Genomic DNA, 16,657 nt, shown 5'->3' with positions numbered 1-16,657 from the left:
ACTTTGCATAGTGCCAGGCACTTCCCGAATTTTGTCGTTTCGCAAAGCGCCCGCCATCTTCCTGAATACTGTCCTCCAAGTGACAGGCACCTACCGGATTTTGTCGAATCCTCTTATATCTTTTTTTACAAAATCAATCATCGATAAAAAAATTTTCATATGCACCCCTCTTTTTCCCTAGTTAGCGCTATTTATATAGTGAAGGGAGGTGATCAACGATGGCAGCGTTAGAAAATATGTATGATAGTCAATTAAGTTTAGAGTATGATCATGGGATGAATTTAGATGGCAAGATCATGACAAAGGTGAAGAATTACAACAACTTGAAAACAACAGCTACACCTGAAGGGATTTTAGCAGTTGCACAAGCCATTTCATCTCTACAGCAGCATCCGCTAAATTATATTAAGCGAAACAGCAACTATGAAATTTTCAATGGGTAATGTAGACGTAAATTTTACAAGAAAGGAGGTTAAAGTCAATGAGTAAAAAACTAGAATTACAGTTTATGAATTTAGAAGGAAAAACCTCAACGATCTCAATTGATGATCCTACAGAACCTGTTGATCCTATTGCAGTAGCAGCTGCTATGGATACGATACTTGCTCAGAATATTTTTTTCTCAACAGGCGGTGATTTCGTATCCAAGAAAGGCGCTCGCGTGGTAGAGCGAACTGTTCAAAATGTGGAGTTAATATAAGGATTCATATCACAGCTTGAAATAAATTTATATAACAAAAGGGAGCCATCAGCTCCCTTTTAAAAATATCTACATTTTGTATATGAACCAATTTAACCAGGAATTCCTGTCATGTGTCATCACTAAAGAAAACCTAATTCGTCGCTGTAGTTTCTGGATCTTGAACGTCATTTATTGTGTTTGTTGCATCACTTTCACTTACGTTTTCGGCAGTTTCAGAAGTTGTACCTTCTGCAGTTGTTGTTTCACTAGTTGTAGAAGTATTTTCGTTTGTTGTAGATTCTACTTCTGTATTTTCTTCGCCTTCTGTTGTTTCTTCTGTAACCGTATTATCTTCATCTGTAATTGTTTCCACTGTTGTCGCATTTTCTTCGCCAGCACTATCCGTAATTTCTCCGTCGATTAGTTCATCTTCTATAATAATGGCACTCGATGTTTCATCATCCCAATTTACCGTTGCTCCAAACGCCTCGCTAATAAAACGTAACGGCACCACTGTACGAGCATTCATAACTTCTGCAGGAACATCCAATTTAATTTCCTGTCCATTCACATATGCAGTTAACTCACCGATTACTAATTTTAACTCGACACCGTCTTTAATTACAATAACCGTTTGAGTTTCAGCATCCCATGCAACATCTGCGCTTAATGCATTGGAAATTGCACGGAATGGCACAAGTGTACGACCATCTTTGATAACTGGGGGAACATCGAAAACTGGATGTGTTCCGTTTACAAATGCTTTTATATTGTTATTACCTTGCTTTTCCATCAATTTTGCAAGCTTTTTATAACGTCCAATGTTTTCATAATCAAGTTTTACAGCCTCTTCCTGAGCTGCTACCGCTTCATCTATTTCTCCCGCTGCTTCGTAAAGTTCTGAAATAGTTTCTAAAACCTCTTCTTCAGCTTCAATGTCCTCTTCATTTGTTTCTAATTGCTGACTCAATTGGGCCGCAGCCTTCTTAAGCTCCGCAGAATTCCCCTTATACTCAACAAGAAGTTGTTGACGCTCTTGCTTAATTTGATCTTTTACAGTTTCATAGTCCTTTTGAAGCTGTTCACTTTGATTTTGGTATTCTTCTTGTGAAATTTCTCCACTCTTAACTTGTGTTTTCAAAGCTTTCTTTTGATCTTTAACTGATTTTTTAGAAATAGCACTTTCATTTGTAGCATTAACTTCCTTTTCGGATGTACCTGTTTCTTCAACACTTGCATTCTCTGTATCTACCTCGGTAACAGTGTCAGAACTTGTTGTTTCTGTTGAAGTATCACTTGTACTGTTGCTTCCACTATTACTATTACTTTCGCTACTATTACTACTGCTTTTACCACTACTACCTTTACTATTATTACTACCACTATTTCCTCCACCATTGTCGCCACCTTTTTTGGCAACCACAATAATAGGGTCTTTTGTAGCCGCAAAAGCTGCCATCGATAAAAACAAATTCAATACAAGGAATAATGATAATAGCCTTACTACTTTCTTTTTCATATTTATAGCCTCCTTAATTATTAGGTATTATATATAAAAAATTTAAACACATAACCGCAAAAGATTTTGAATTTACACCCTTATTGAATGCAATTTTCAGTTACTACAACGCAAAAAACTCATCCAGAAAAAGGATGAGTGAACTCACCTTTACTGGCAGCTGGCGAACATATCCTCAGGAGGACTTAGTCCCTATAGCTTTGCGTCACTATCTTTCAATAGCTTTGCCGTTGATCAGAAAGACTGATATTTATTTTATGGAAATCTACTCATAGTATAGGAGAAAATTCATTGGATTGATATATGTAAATAGTCTTATATTGACGAATAATGGCGATAAAATTTCGAGAAAAATTCACTTTCAGAACTAAGAGGTTTTTTTCAAAAAAATAGATTATATTCTATAATTCGACAAAATCCGGGAAGTGCCTGTCACTTGAATGGAAAAAATTCAGCAAGTGGCAGGTACCATAAATGGTGATATAATGATAACGTTAGTATTTTTAATAGTCTAATATTTTTGTAGAACAATATCTTTTACCGGATGTGATATAGATTGTTTAAAAAATTTGGTTTAGAAACTCATACGCAGTTTTTTGTGTTCCTAGCACTTGTACTATTAAAGTTTTTTGTCGTGAGAACATTGTTGTTCGAAGGAACAGGATTTTTCTATACGATTTTTGTAGAAATAGGCTATTTATTTTTTATTTTTGGACTAGTTGAGTTATTCCCTTTGTATAGACTGAAAAAGCTATTGTATGTAACCATAAATCTTGTATTTTCAATACTGTTACTAGCCATATTGATTTACCATGATTATTACGGTTATATTGTAACCTTTCAAGCGTTTTCGCAGATCGACCAGGTTGGAACCATTAAGGACAGTGTGCTGCAATTGATCGATCCGATTTATCTTGTTCTTTTTGCAGATTTAATCCTACTTACTGTTCTTGCATTGGTTCGAAAAAAAGCACAACTGATTGAGAATCGTGAACGAACACTAAAATTTATTTTACCTGTGATGATAGTCGGAATCGCTCTTCTAGCATTTAATATTTTTACACAAAAAGATACTGTGATTGCTGATACAGTGCTAGCTGCTGAAAAACAAGGTATTTTAACATATGAAATTCTTTCAGCCAAAACGGTTGCGGCAAGTGCAACTGCACTAACAGATGCGGAACAAGAAATAACGCCTGATCTAGTTCATGAACTAAAGGAAATAGTTCACCTTCCGAAAGAGGATCTGAAGTTGAACGGTATTGCAAAAGATAAAAATATTATTGTGATTCAAGCCGAAGCCTTTCAAGATTTTACATTGAACCTTGAAATAGATGGCCAAGAAGTCACGCCATTTTTAAATGAATTATTAAAAGAAAGTCTTTATTTCCCAAATGTATATCAACAAATTGGACAAGGAAATACATCTGATGCGGAGTTTCTATTTAATACATCATTATATCCTGCTCCATGGACCGCAACGTCTGAAACATTTGGAGACCGCGAGATTCCTAGTTTTCCAAGATTGTTAAAGGAGCAAGGCTATAAATCGTTAACCTTCCATGCGAATGATGTGACGTTTTGGAATCGGGATGAAATGTACCCGGCATTAGGATTTGATCAATTTTACGATATCAATTTCTTCGGTAATTTCGGTCATGAAGATGTAATCGGAATGGGACCATCCGATGAATATGTATATAACATGGCTTTGCCAGAATTGAAGGAGCTGCACGAGCAAAATCAAAAGTTTTATGCACAATTTGTAACACTTTCTAGCCATCACCCATTTATTATTCCGGGGAACCATGATGTTATTAAACTTCCTGAAAAATTTGATGGCACTTTAGTTGGCTCTTATTTAAAAGCCATCAACTATACGGACCAGGCATTGGAGCAGCTAGTGAACGCGTTGAAGAAAGAAGGCATGTGGGAGGACACCATACTAGTATTCTATGGAGATCACTTCGGATTACAGCCAAGCGGCTTAAGTGAACTTGATTTTGAAGTATTAGAAGCGGCCATTGGGCATGAATATACACAGCTGGATCAATTTAATATTCCATTTATCGTGACTGTTGGCGGGCAAAACATTAGCGAGGAGAACGTTGCAATTGGTGGCCAAATTGATATGATGCCTACAGTCGCAAATCTACTCGACCTTTCATTAGAAAATCAAGTTATATTTGGGCAGGACCTAGTCAATTATTACGATAACCTTTTTGGAATGAGATATTACATGCCAAACGGAGCGTTCTTTAATAAGGACATTGCGTTTCGTCCTGAAGAAGGGTTTACTGATGGCGAAGCCCTTGACATTTACTTGAGGGACCCGATTGAAGATTTTTCCCGATATGAAGAGGATTATAATCGCGTTCTAAAGCTGATGCAGCTTTCTGATCAATATATGAAGAGCTTGCCACAAAGAGAATTATAAAGATAGGCTGCCAGTACTAGTATTGGTGGCTTTTTTGTGTAGGTTAGGCAGTGTGCAATTTCGGGTTGAGGGTTGTTATGTTGGTTTGAGTTTAAGGTTTTTAAGCATGCCGCTGCGCTGAGATATGTATTTCCACCTTGATACCTCTGGCTTAAAGCTTCAATGGACGCAAAATATTGTTTGTTAATGCCAAATAAATAAATTCCTCTAGACCGCGCTAAGCGAAAATCCTAGATTTCTAAAACAACTTTAGTAGTTATAATCCTAATTTATGATTTATTATCCAATTTGTCGTACTTGTAATCCAATTCATCGTATTTGTAATCCAATAATCCAATTTCTAAGCGAATTCCTAGATTATTGGACGCTAACTAAATTTCCACACTCTACAAACGCGCTGACATTAAAACAAAGAGCCAATCATTTATTAAAATGATCAGCTCTGCCAACAACTTATTTTATATATTTCTCTGCCACAATGGCCACTTTTAAATATCATTCGACAAATTTCGGGAAGTGACAGGCACCTAGAGAAGAAACAGGCACCTGAAGAGGAAGTGTATGGAACTCTGGTGAGGAAGTGCCTGGCACCTGGTGGATCAGGCACTTTGCACCCTAGCACCTTTTTGGCACTTTAGAAATGGCTAGCGCTCGGAACCTTCCTGGCACCTGGCCTAACACCTCTCCAGACGTCTATACCATTCATCTATACTTCCTGCCCCAGTGGCAGCTTAATTTTGACAGTTGTTCCTTTGTTCACTTGGCTTTTGAAGGAAATGGTGCCATTGTGTTCTTCGATGATTTTATAGCACATCATTAAACCTAAGCCTGTTCCTTTTTCTTTGTTACTATAAAAAGGCTCACCTAGTTTTTGTAGGCGTTCCTCACTGATGCCAACGCCGTTGTCTGATATTTTGATAACAAGATACTCTTCCTTTGCGCAAATTTTAGCCTTGATAAGCCCTCCTGATTCAATGGACTCGATGCTATTTTTAATGACATTAATGAGCACTTGTTTGATTTGGTTACGATCACACATGATAGGCTGGACATCTTCGGTAATTTTTTTCGAAAACTGGATATTCTTTAAGTTTGCCTCAGATTCAAATAAGGTTTCCACCTCTTTATATAATTGTGGAATGCTCGTATAGCTTTGTTTTATTTCTTTCGGTTTAGCAAGTGATAGAAATTCGTTTATAATTTCCTCAATTCGCTCAAACTCTGAAAAAATAACGTTAAAGTAATCATCTTTAATTTGACCAACTTGGAAAAGTTGAACAAATCCTTTAATGGCAGTCAGTGGGTTTCTAATTTCATGTGCCACACCTGCAGCGAGTTCTCCAACTACTTGCAACTTTTCTGCCTTCATCAGTTGTTCTTCTGCTCTTCTTTTTTCAGTAATATCTCGTCCTACCATAATAACTCGCTCGACTTCACCGTTATCTTCTATTACCGGATTTCCGAAACATTCGAGCAATAAGCAAGCACCGTTCTTATGAAATGTTCGAATTTCAAACTTTGCAGCAGCCTTTGTTTCAAGCATTTCCTCAAAAAACGTCTTAAATGGTTTAACATCATCTGCATGAATACACTCTAATATTGATGTCCCAATAAAGCTTTCAGGTGTATAGCCTAACACTGTTTGATGTGAAGGTGATGCATATAGAAACCTACTATTGACATCAAATATACCGATTAAATCTGTCATATTTTCAGCAATTAACCGATATTTTTCCTGACTCTTCTGCAATTCTTTTTCCATATGCTTACGATCCGTGATATCAACACCTGACCCAATAACCTCAACAACTTTTCCACCACGTATGACAGGGCTTAAGGCACAGAGATAATAAATCCCATTATGTTCGTTTTCATAGGTTATATTCTCTTCCCCATCCCAAGCCCGCTTGTAATATTGTAACTTCTCTTCGGCAATTTCTTTACTAAGGAAGTCGTGTAGCTCTTTACCAACAATTTGTGATGGCGTCAGATTAATACGATATACTAGTTCTCCATCGCAAAGGGTATGAATAAAGTGACCTTTTATTAATTTATATTTAAAAATCATCCCCTGCTGCAAGCGAATCGTTTCATTTAATTCATTTTTTGCACGACGCAATAATTCCTTCGCCCAATTAAGTTGGTTTCTTTCTTGCGGGAGACCAAATAATTTAACTGAATTTTGAATATCTGAGTAATTTTCTAACAGTTGGTCAGCTGTTACCGGTCGACTAAACAAGTAGCCCTGTCCTGTATCACAATAATTTTTCTGCAAAAACATGAGTTGGGACTTGGTCTCAATTCCTTCTGCCACCACATTTAGGTTTAAGTTATGCGCCATGGAAATTAGCGTTTTAATAATAGTTCTATCATTAATACTATTTCGAATATTATCGATAAAAGTTTGGTCAATTTTCAAAGTATCTAAAGGAATCTTCTTTAATCGATTTAATGAACTAAAGCCGGCACCAAAATCATCAATACTAATACGTACGCCTAGCTTTTTAAGCTCAAGCAAAGTATGAATTGCGTATTCATTATCAGCTGCCATACTCTCGGTAATCTCTAGTTCTAAGTAATGCGGTTCAAGATTTGTTTCACTTAGAACTGTTTTAATGGTTGTTAATATATCTACTTGCGAGAACTGCCTTGCAGATAAATTAACCGATATGATTGTAGAAAAACCTTGTTGCTGCCACATTTTATTTTGTTGACAGGCCGCAGTTAACACCCATTCTCCAATTGGAATAATTAAGCCCGTTTCTTCGGCAATCGGAATAAAGGTTTCTGGATAAATGAAACCAAGCTCAGGGTGAATCCAGCGTAACAAAGCCTCAACACCTACAATTTTACCAGTTTTTAAATTTACTTTTGGTTGATAATATAAAGTTAGCTGTTGACGCTCAAGCGCTCGGTGCAGTTCCATTTCCATTAACAAAGGGCCAACTTCATCTTCGCTGCATGTATAGTCGGAGTAGAATTTAAAATTGTTTTTACCTGCTTGCTTGGCTTGATACATCGCATAATCCGCATGTTTTATAAGGGTCTCAACTGTCTCACCATTCTCCGGGAAAACGCTAATTCCGATGCTTGGAGTAGTAAAAATATCATAACTATTGATAGTAAAAGGGTGCGATAGAGTGTTTAGGATATATTTAGCGACCTTTGTGGCTAGGTTTCTATCGGTATTCGACAAAACAACTATAAATTCATCGCCACCCTGTCGGAATATAACATCCTTCCTGCTTATACATGACTTCAACCGTTCAGCTACTTCTTTTAAAAGCTGGTCCCCTACATCATGCCCTAAGCTATCATTAATATTTTTAAAGCGATCTAAATCAATGAATAATAAGGCGAAACTTTGATCCTTTTGTACAGAATGGTTAAGTTCATATGCAAGATGAGAGATCAACCTATTTCTATTAGGCAAACCTGTCAAATAGTCTTGAAAGGCCAACTGTTCATTCTCTATGCTGTTATTTAAGTCCAATTCACATTGTTTACTTGTTTCTTCTTGGTCTCTTTTTTTATTCTTGGTAATGTCATGTCCAACTATCATAAATGCAGGTTTACTGTTAAAAGTAACTTGAGTAACCACAGTTTCAAGATAGATTTCCTTTCCATCTAACGAAACTAGCTTATATTCAGTTGGTTCATTTAGTTCTATTTCTACAAAGCTTGCTTGAAATCCAGAGGAGAGAAAATCATTAAAACTCATGCCAATTAGATTGCCTTGTTCTCCACATAAACCGCTAATGGCTTTTTTATTAGCGAACACGATCCGATCATCTTGATGAACGAAAATTAAGGACGGAGATAGGTCAATCATCGTACGGAATTGATCCTCACTATTACTCATCAATGAATTCGATTCATCCTTTTGAACATTTATTGAGTTGTTTATTAAAGTGTTCTCCACATTCATTTTCAATCACCGTTCATCATTTTATTTTGGTCAAACTAAAAATTAGTATATTTCAGTAAAATTCGGTATATATCTGTCGAATTTTCCAATTTTACTATGTTAAATTTTTGTTATTTTATCTGGAATTTAATAAAAGAGAGCCAATCTTAGCAAATTGATTAGCTCTCCTTATCTTATTATCTCTATTATTCTCTCACTACGCAAATGAAATAGTTAATAGCAGTCTATATTTCTATCGACAAACTTCGGGGAGTGCCTGGCACTTTCGACAAGTGCCTGGCACCTTGCATAAGGCTCCTTGCATGAAATGCGCGAAATGCACGAAATTCGACAAGTGACAGGCACTTGTCGGATTTGTAGCTTTGTAACTTGTAGAACCTGTCGAAATTCCCGCTTTATAGGAACCGCTCTTCAAATTCTTGTTTGCAAATTGGTTTGCTGAATAGGTAGCCTTGCATATGATAGCAATTGTTCTTTAATAGGAATTCTTTTTGATATTCTTCTTCTACGCCTTCTGCAATAACATGCAGGCGCAAGCTGCGAGCCAGATTGATAACCGCCTCTGGAATTTCTGAGTTATCATAATTATCTTTTATGTCTTGAATAAAGGATCGATCAATTTTAAGAGTATTGATTGGCAACTTTTTCAAGTAACTTAATGACGAATAACCTGTTCCAAAATCATCGATGGATATTGAAATTCCATATTCTTGTAGATCTTTTAAAGCTTTTATCGTTTCTTTTGAATTAAAAAGCAATGTGCTTTCGGTTATTTCTACTTCGAAATAGCTCGGTTCTAATCCATATCCTTCCAGAAGTTCTTTCACCTGTTTCACTAATGAAGATGGATCTTGGAATTGTTTAGCTGAAAAATTAACAGCAAGACTTAATGGCTGCGTTCGATTTTCATTCCATTTCCTAACCTGTGTACACGCTTGTTTCATTGCAATTTCCCATAACTGATGAATATGTCCTGTTTCCTCTGCAACACCTATAAAGACATCTGGTGGTACAAAGCCGAGTTCCTCATCTGTCCAACGCAATAAAGCCTCTACCCCTGTTACAGCATTGCGACGAGCATCTATTTTAGGCTGGTAATAAACTTCAATCTTTTCATTACGAATTGCTTTTTTCAAGCGTGATTCAATCCGAAGCTTCTCATTGCTTTCTTTTGTAATTTGTTCATTATAAAACACAACTCTATTGCCATCTTGTTTCTTAGCAGCATACATCGCGCTATCAGCATAAATGACAAGCGTATCTGCATTTGTAGTATGTTGCGGATACAAGCTGATCCCACAACTTGCACTTACACTTACTTCATTGCCATCTAATAGAAACGGTTGTTTAATAGCTTTTACAAGATTTTCTGCAGCAGCGTTAATTTCTTTTTCCTCATATTCACTCATTAAAATGACAAATTCATCGCCGCCTTGTCTAGTAAGAATGCTATTTTCACTAGACATGCAGTGGTTGATTCGGTCGGAAATAAGCTGCAGCAGTTTATCTCCTTTGGCATGCCCTAATGTATCATTCACATCTTTAAAGCGGTCAATGTCAATAAATAGCAGTGCAACAGTTTTCCCTGTTTTTTTAGCACTTTCAATGCTTTGATCTAACGCTTTTTGAAAATACCTGCGATTTAGTAAGCCTGTTAGCGGATCGTGATAGGCCTGGAATTTGATAAGTTCCTGACTTTCTTTTAAATCAGTAATATAGCTTTGCAATGAATTGGATAGGGCATTTACATTCTGTGTTAAATGGCCAAGTTCATCTTTTCTTTTTACTTCTAAATCCTGTCCATAATTCCCTTTTGCAATTTCGTTTACCTTATCGACAATATAACCTATTGGTCTTGTAATCGATCTGGAAAAAATAGAACTTGTTAGTAATACAACAATTATAAACAGAATAGCTAAAAGGATGTGTTGCAGTAATTCACGGTCAAGCTGTTTTTTGATTAAACTATAGTCGTAAGTTAAACCTATAACATAGGGATTTTCAACGTCTGTATTAATCGGTACAAAGGTTTTTGTAACCATTTGTCCGTTAATTTCTTCCGTATAGCTCTGCGTCTTACCAGTTTCTACAGCTGATTGAACTAAGCATGTATCTTCAGCTTGATTTTGATAGTCATAGGTTCCATACCAAATGGGTTGATCGGCAATCCGGATAAAACTATTGCCATTACTAGTAATCTTGGACGTTTCTTGACCAAAGTTTTTTGGATTAAAAACTGTTAATTCAAGAACTCCCTCTAATTTAGTGCGGAATCGTTCCATAACATTACCAGGTCCAAAACGTTCCTCATACTCTAGTACTTGTTTATCACGAAGATAGGGATTGATAATATAGTTCGTCGTTCCATCATGATAATATCCCCATTTATCAGTATGATCTGGATTACTGGCTGCAACTTCAGTTGGTCCAGACCAATAGTTTGGTAAAATTAAACCTTCCTCAACAGCGATTGGCTTTAAAGCAAACAGCTGTTTAAAAGCATCATACCAAAATCCCCATTCTTTCGTTGATAATCCAATTTCGTGTGGATCAGAGGATTTAACACCGACGATATCGTCCTCCGTTTGCGCCAATAATGTAATATGAGAAATCATAAGCTCATCGGCTAATTGTTTTAATTGCTCATTTGTCACATCTTCATGGCGCGGTGGTAAAGAGTTTCGAATGGCAATTGACGCCGTTCTTAATTCTTTTCCCATCATATCTTCTACATACAGGGCTCCATTTTTTGAGTTTTCCACCTGATATGAAACTTCCTGGATGATTAATTCTATCTCTCTTTCATTAAATTCAACCATTTTCTGTTTCGTTCGAATGTAGTGTAAGGTACTATTAGCTATTAATATACATAACACTAACGATGTGAAAATGATCGAAACTTTCTTCTTTATCGACACGGTTGATTCCTCCTAATAGTAGAAACCTCCTTTTTCTATGATAAATCATGATATTTGATCATAATAGATGACTAGAAAGCAGGTTATATTTAATACTATTATTGTTGTATGAATAAAGAATATTATAGCATAATCTATGAATTTTTTACTTTATTATCGTTATTATGCTATTAATAAATTATGGAATACAAAAAACCCCTATATTGGACTTTTACAGGAACTCCTATAAAACTCCAATATAAAGGTTTTACTACGAAATGGAACTTGTACACTCTTACCCTATGAAACTTTTATTTCCTTTACGAAAGGCTAAGTGGCCTTTTTATTGATGCATGTTTATTTAAAAAGTCTTGAAATAAAGACATAAATTCGACATGTTGATGGACATGGGCAGCATGGCCTGCATTAGCTATCTCTATATATTCAACATGTGGTATATATTGTTGTAAATCGAAGAGCGTGCCCTTTGTCAACTCATCATATTCTCCCAAAACCCACATAATGGGCGTTTTCATCCCTTCTAAGGCTGCACTTGAATCAAATTCAATGTGTATTCGAAGGGCTTTTTCAAAGACATCCGGGTGAACTTGGAGAGCATACCGTTGAAAGATTCTTTCCGAGTTTTCAGGTATAAGTGGTAGGTTAGGGTTTAACAGCGGTGCACAGTACTTTATCCACTTTTTATACTCGAATTTCGGTTTTTCCGCCAGTACTGTACTAATGTTGGTATATAGTTTTGAAAATACATTACAACAATGGCCTCCTACAAACGTCATACTACTCACCATATCTGGATATTTTTTAGCAAAAGCCGTTGCAATCATACATCCAAAGCTAAATCCACATAAATGTGCTTTTTTTATTTTATACTTAATATATTTTGAATAAAGCTGATCTAGTAATAAATCGATTGTTAACTGACCTTCAACTCCTAAATCATCCGGGTCATATAAATCGTAGGCTATACATTGATACTGATTTTTTAACTTTTCTATTTCTCTACTAAACGCATTTTTATTGCCAACAATCCCATGCAAAAAAATGATCGTCTCCTTTTCCATACCGATACCTCTTTTTCATGATATTTTCAAAGACTAACGAAGGAAAAGCAACTATGATGTAATATTTCAAACTATAAAACTACTTCAATATATTAATTATTGAGTATCAAACTAACTTTTTGTAAGGATAATAGCAGAAACGTACGCATTCGACAAATTTCAATAAATTTTTTAGCTATTAATCTTATTATAATACCTTACTTGTTAGATACAAGTTAAATTATAATTACAATTATTAAACAGGGTGAAAAGTGCACAAACATCAAGTGCACGAAATAGTGCACAAATACCAAGTAACATCAAGTGACAGGCACTTCCCGGAATTTGTAGTAACATCAAGTGACAGGCACTTCCCGGAATTTGTCGAATGAATAAAAGAGTGATTGATAATAAGAAAAAAGGACTCTTACTTTTTAGGATTTCGCAGTAGAATTAACTATAGCTATTCCCCCTATTCCCCTTAACAAAACTTAAGAATATAAAAAATACCTATAGATGGAACACTCTTTCTCAAGTGCCTTCTATAGGTATCAAAATACTTCTTCGCAAAGTACTGCTCTCTTTATTTTATATTTTAGCGAATTAAAACCTTCAGCGATTTATTTAGAACTCAAATACTCTTCCATATTAGCAATATTTTCATTGTGTTTCGTCTTCATTTCTATTAAAAATAAGCGTGTTTCCTCATGCAGTTCGAATTCTAATACCTCATCGATTTTCCGCGCAACCCAGCTTTGCCCTTTATTTAGTAGCGTTAATTTTTCTTCCAATGTATTTTGGCTCTTAACCTTCTCTGTGAAATCGCCTGTTTCCTTAGTAGGCACACCACCTTCACGAATAATCGCATCATGTAAACCTGCGCAGCTCCATGCTTCGTCAGATTTTACATGCTTGAAACGACCTTCCAGTTGGTCTGTACTACAATTTTTGAGCAAGTAATCCATAGTTTGAACGCCTGCACGTTCAGCTTCCAACAGTGAGTTTAGGAGTAAAAACATTTTTTCCATTTAATATATCCCCCTTCTAAAATTTTACATTCCTTTATTAGCATATCAGATTTTATTTGAATAGTATGACAATTTGTCACCCTTGATTCTATATAAGGAATAACAATCAACTCATCTTGTTGGCAGATGGTAATTATTTCATTTTTTTATAAAATGAAAGGCCTGTTTTAATATTTCCAATTGATGCCGCGCATCGTCATATAATTGGCACGAAATAGCCATATTTACTACGGGGAAGTCTGTATATTTTGATTGAATAATATGATACGTTTTTCTATGTGTGGTACACTTTGTTATCCCGATATTGTAATAGAAAAGTCTAAGTTATAAGCATTATAGCTCTTGATTTTGGTATTACTTAAAAAAAATCATAATTATAAATCCACTAACAACAACGTTTAGCATAAATATTGTGCACTTCATTGATTTACCCGTCCTACACGAGATTACAAAAGTAATGGCTACTCCACTGCGCTGAAGACTCACTTTCAATAACGTCACATTAATTAAGCCTTTAAATAAACATAAGCTGAAAGGAGGTTTTGGTCTCAAAAACTTGTCAATTGCTTTCTATAATTCCCGATCTATTTTTTATCCAATAAGCAAATGGCTTTGAAACCATTGCAAGGTTATTCATTTAATCGCAAAAGGGAGTGTGTTAGCATGGAAAAATTTTTGATTTACTATGAGAATAATAAGAACGTATTAGATTATTATGATGTTAGCAAGAAAACAATGGCGTTGCTATCTGTAGCACATATGGACTTCTCCACTATTGTAATAGAAGAGAATCGGATATTATTTGTAAGGCAAACAACCACTCAAATCATCAAAGCAGCTTGTATGAATGGTGGAGCGGAGTATGATGGAAGACGGAAAAGCATGTCGTACCTAATTGGATGCAAGCAGAAAGTTCCGATGGCCATTATACCTCATGAAGGTATCTATGCTTTCCCAACAATATCTCCTACTTGTTATGAGTGCAATTGGATCTTCTTTCATCATGTCAAATACATAACTACGTATACTCCAAAAGATTCCGCTGCAAAATCAATGATTGTCTTTAAAAATGGCCAAGAAATCACATTAAGCGAATCAACTTATGTATTAGAAAAGCAAATGCAACGAACGGCTATGTGCATCATTTCGTTAACAGGAAGATTGGACAAATATAAACAGTAAAGTAACTGGTTTACTAAAATCGACAAAACCCGACAAGTGGCACTTGTCGGGACAGGCGCTTTCAGTAGAGAGTTACTGGTCGAAGAACATTCTTTAAAAAGTTGGCAGAAATACTAAAGAAAAGAGCAAATTAATATCCTACAGATTAGCTCTTTTCTTATAGATGCAATGCAATGCTTTATAAACTTAAATCGCTGACCATTACTTTTATTTCCAAAATTTATGTGAAAAACAAAGTATGTTAAAATATTTGTATATAAAGTTAGGATGGCTGGAAATTATGGTAAAAAGGGATAGCCATACACAATTTATTGCAACCCTTGATCATCTTATTAAGTTCGGACCAAAGTGGAAAAACGGCAAAGGTTTTCTACATCTTAATAAAAGAAAAAATCGTGGCCATATACCTAAAGATTGGACCATGAACGATTATAATCAACTTATTTTGAATATAGTTAAAAACTTACAAAATGAAGTTTAGCTCTACAACAAGACATCGTTTAATCAGGAGTATGTTGTAATTGGTGACAAAATTTGGATAGTTGTGGTTGGGGAGTACGGCATAATGGAAACAGCTTTTCCCCCAGATCAGTATAATAACTACTTATCCGAAGAAGAAGGTTATAAGTACCTAGGGACAATTAAGGAGGTGCGAACATATGAATTATAATCAGGAGATTAGGTACTATGGTAAGGATATCCAAGATTATGATATCAGTCCTTTTGAAATGATCGACGCCTTTCATCGTCGAACAAAGTTTCACAAGCATTTTTTTGAATTGACATCGGACGAACAAAATTTATTAATAGAATACGACAAGCTATTACTAAAAAATGCCAATAAAGTATATGAACTCTTAAAAAATATCTACGATTTTCAAACTGATAAACCCACGGAAGAATGGTGGTGGCATCTTGATAAAGTAGCGAAAGGTCAACTTTCGGTTGACATTGATAATGGTACTGTAAATCACAAAACCTTCCTTTCAACAATAGTTGAGTTTGAATCTAAAGAAGCATATGACCTTTTTCTTGATTGGTCTCGTGATAAACAAATCATTGTTCATAAGAAACATAGTAGTAAAGACCAAAAGATTATATAAGCTAAACCCGTTAACGCTGTAGTTAATGGGTTTCCTTTTTTGTTTAATTAACAAGACAACATTCATAAATAACGGCAAATATCGACAAAACCCGACAAGCGCCAGGCACTTGTCTAAAAAAACAGGTACCTCTCGTAAAGCAGGACCTGTTTGATGTCGTGTTTTATCATTTAATCGTAAGATCTTTCAAATACCAACAAGCTCTACTATCATTTGATTGATTAGCTTGGTGTACAACCTTATAATCCTCATTGATGTTCTTCCTGATCTTTCTTAGAGCATCCCTTCTCCAGCCTTTTACCTGTTCAACTGTTACTCCTTCTTTTTCTGCGATTTCACTTGGCCTTTTATTCTCTATAATCCCTTGGATTACCCATTTGAATTGTTTTTCTGTCAGTTCATCGCAATAGGATAAGATCCTATCTCGCTCCAATATATTTTCTTCCACCGGGGAAGTCATTACTTCGAGAATGTCCGCTGTTGTGGCTGTGTAACGCTGTGCAATCCGGCTTTCTTTTCTTAATTGAGTAATCAGTTCGTTTTTAACGGCTTTTTGGGCAAAAGCAGGAAATACTCCTTTTTCTGAATCAAACTTGTTGTATGCCTTCCATAATCCGATAAGTCCTAACTGGAAATACTCATCTTGGTCTCTGTAAATGTGCAACTGTTTAATTTGATTCCAAATCATTGGCCCAAATTGTAATAAAACCTCGTCAATAGAGTAGTCGGTATAAACCACATAATAGTCCTTCTAAAAATGCGCACTTTCGATTATTCCGCCGGTACCCCTACTTTAGCCGGAACACTATATCTCGTCATA

The 16,657-nt window shown here is 35.7% G+C and carries 12 protein-coding genes and 1 riboswitch; of the genes, 6 read left to right on the top strand and 6 right to left on the bottom strand.

Features of this window, described 5'->3' with window-relative positions:
* Positions 1 to 218: 218 nt before the first annotated feature.
* Entirely contained in the window at positions 219 to 443 is a 225-nt protein-coding gene (locus C1724_RS00440; protein ID WP_102344795.1) for a DUF1659 domain-containing protein, read from the top strand.
* 38 nt (positions 444 to 481) lie between these two features.
* The gene (locus tag C1724_RS00435) at positions 482 to 700 is read left to right on the top strand and encodes a DUF2922 domain-containing protein (RefSeq protein WP_102344794.1); all 219 of its coding nucleotides are present in this window, start codon (positions 482 to 484) and stop codon (positions 698 to 700) included.
* 133 nt (positions 701 to 833) lie between these two features.
* Here C1724_RS00435 and C1724_RS00430 read toward each other — a convergent pair whose 3' ends face one another.
* Positions 834 to 2,201: a copper amine oxidase N-terminal domain-containing protein gene (locus C1724_RS00430; RefSeq protein ID WP_142386510.1), complete on the bottom strand. Its 1,368-nt coding sequence runs from the start codon at positions 2,199 to 2,201 to the stop codon at positions 834 to 836.
* A 152-nt stretch (positions 2,202 to 2,353) separates the two neighbouring features.
* Positions 2,354 to 2,440: riboswitch (cyclic di-GMP riboswitch) on the bottom strand.
* A gap of 317 nt (positions 2,441 to 2,757) precedes the next feature.
* Between C1724_RS00430 and C1724_RS00425 the strand changes: the two genes are divergently transcribed.
* Positions 2,758 to 4,638 (top strand): LTA synthase family protein, encoded by a 1,881-nt coding sequence (locus C1724_RS00425; RefSeq protein ID WP_102344792.1) that lies wholly within the window; start codon positions 2,758 to 2,760, stop codon positions 4,636 to 4,638.
* A 706-nt stretch (positions 4,639 to 5,344) separates the two neighbouring features.
* Here C1724_RS00425 and C1724_RS00420 read toward each other — a convergent pair.
* The 4 genes from C1724_RS00420 to C1724_RS00405 form a co-directional block, all read right to left on the bottom strand.
* Positions 5,345 to 8,566: an EAL domain-containing protein gene (locus tag C1724_RS00420; protein WP_102344791.1), complete on the bottom strand. Its 3,222-nt coding sequence runs from the start codon at positions 8,564 to 8,566 to the stop codon at positions 5,345 to 5,347.
* Positions 8,567 to 8,961: 395 nt separating this feature from the next.
* Positions 8,962 to 11,484, bottom strand: coding sequence for an EAL domain-containing protein (locus C1724_RS00415; protein WP_102344790.1), 2,523 nt, complete (start codon positions 11,482 to 11,484; stop codon positions 8,962 to 8,964).
* 299 nt (positions 11,485 to 11,783) lie between these two features.
* A complete protein-coding gene (locus C1724_RS00410) occupies positions 11,784 to 12,545 on the bottom strand; it encodes an alpha/beta fold hydrolase (protein ID WP_258000244.1) in 762 nt (253 codons plus the stop codon).
* 599 nt (positions 12,546 to 13,144) lie between these two features.
* Positions 13,145 to 13,552: a DUF6306 domain-containing protein gene (locus C1724_RS00405; protein WP_102344788.1), complete on the bottom strand. Its 408-nt coding sequence runs from the start codon at positions 13,550 to 13,552 to the stop codon at positions 13,145 to 13,147.
* A 663-nt stretch (positions 13,553 to 14,215) separates the two neighbouring features.
* Between C1724_RS00405 and C1724_RS00400 the strand changes: the two genes are divergently transcribed.
* The 3 genes from C1724_RS00400 to C1724_RS00390 all read left to right on the top strand — a co-directional run bounded on the left by C1724_RS00400 (position 14,216) and on the right by C1724_RS00390 (position 15,837).
* A complete protein-coding gene (locus C1724_RS00400; RefSeq protein ID WP_102344787.1) occupies positions 14,216 to 14,734 on the top strand; it encodes a competence protein ComK in 519 nt (172 codons plus the stop codon).
* A 280-nt stretch (positions 14,735 to 15,014) separates the two neighbouring features.
* Positions 15,015 to 15,215, top strand: coding sequence for a hypothetical protein (locus C1724_RS00395; RefSeq protein ID WP_102344786.1), 201 nt, complete (start codon positions 15,015 to 15,017; stop codon positions 15,213 to 15,215).
* 178 nt (positions 15,216 to 15,393) lie between these two features.
* Entirely contained in the window at positions 15,394 to 15,837 is a 444-nt protein-coding gene (locus C1724_RS00390) for a hypothetical protein (protein WP_102344785.1), read from the top strand.
* Between the two features lie 166 nt (positions 15,838 to 16,003).
* Here the strand turns inward: C1724_RS00390 and C1724_RS00385 are convergent, their stop codons facing one another.
* A complete protein-coding gene (locus C1724_RS00385; RefSeq protein ID WP_102344784.1) occupies positions 16,004 to 16,576 on the bottom strand; it encodes a sigma-70 family RNA polymerase sigma factor in 573 nt (190 codons plus the stop codon).
* Positions 16,577 to 16,657 lie beyond the last annotated feature (81 nt).

Source organism: Bacillus sp. Marseille-P3661, assembly GCF_900240995.1.
In the GTDB taxonomy this organism is placed as follows: domain Bacteria; phylum Bacillota; class Bacilli; order Bacillales; family Bacillaceae_J; genus OESV01.
This window is presented reverse-complemented; position numbering and strand designations above follow the sequence as displayed.

Coding starts and splice junctions, on each gene's coding strand:
- C1724_RS00390 (WP_102344785.1), top strand. CDS start 15,394: ATGAATTATAATCAGGAGATTAGGTACTATGGTAAGGATATCCAAGAT.
- C1724_RS00405 (WP_102344788.1), bottom strand. CDS start 13,552: ATGGAAAAAATGTTTTTACTCCTAAACTCACTGTTGGAAGCTGAACGT.
- C1724_RS00430 (WP_142386510.1), bottom strand. CDS start 2,201: ATGAAAAAGAAAGTAGTAAGGCTATTATCATTATTCCTTGTATTGAAT.
- C1724_RS00420 (WP_102344791.1), bottom strand. CDS start 8,566: ATGAATGTGGAGAACACTTTAATAAACAACTCAATAAATGTTCAAAAG.
- C1724_RS00410 (WP_258000244.1), bottom strand. CDS start 12,545: ATGGAAAAGGAGACGATCATTTTTTTGCATGGGATTGTTGGCAATAAA.
- C1724_RS00395 (WP_102344786.1), top strand. CDS start 15,015: ATGGTAAAAAGGGATAGCCATACACAATTTATTGCAACCCTTGATCAT.
- C1724_RS00400 (WP_102344787.1), top strand. CDS start 14,216: ATGGAAAAATTTTTGATTTACTATGAGAATAATAAGAACGTATTAGAT.
- C1724_RS00435 (WP_102344794.1), top strand. CDS start 482: ATGAGTAAAAAACTAGAATTACAGTTTATGAATTTAGAAGGAAAAACC.
- C1724_RS00440 (WP_102344795.1), top strand. CDS start 219: ATGGCAGCGTTAGAAAATATGTATGATAGTCAATTAAGTTTAGAGTAT.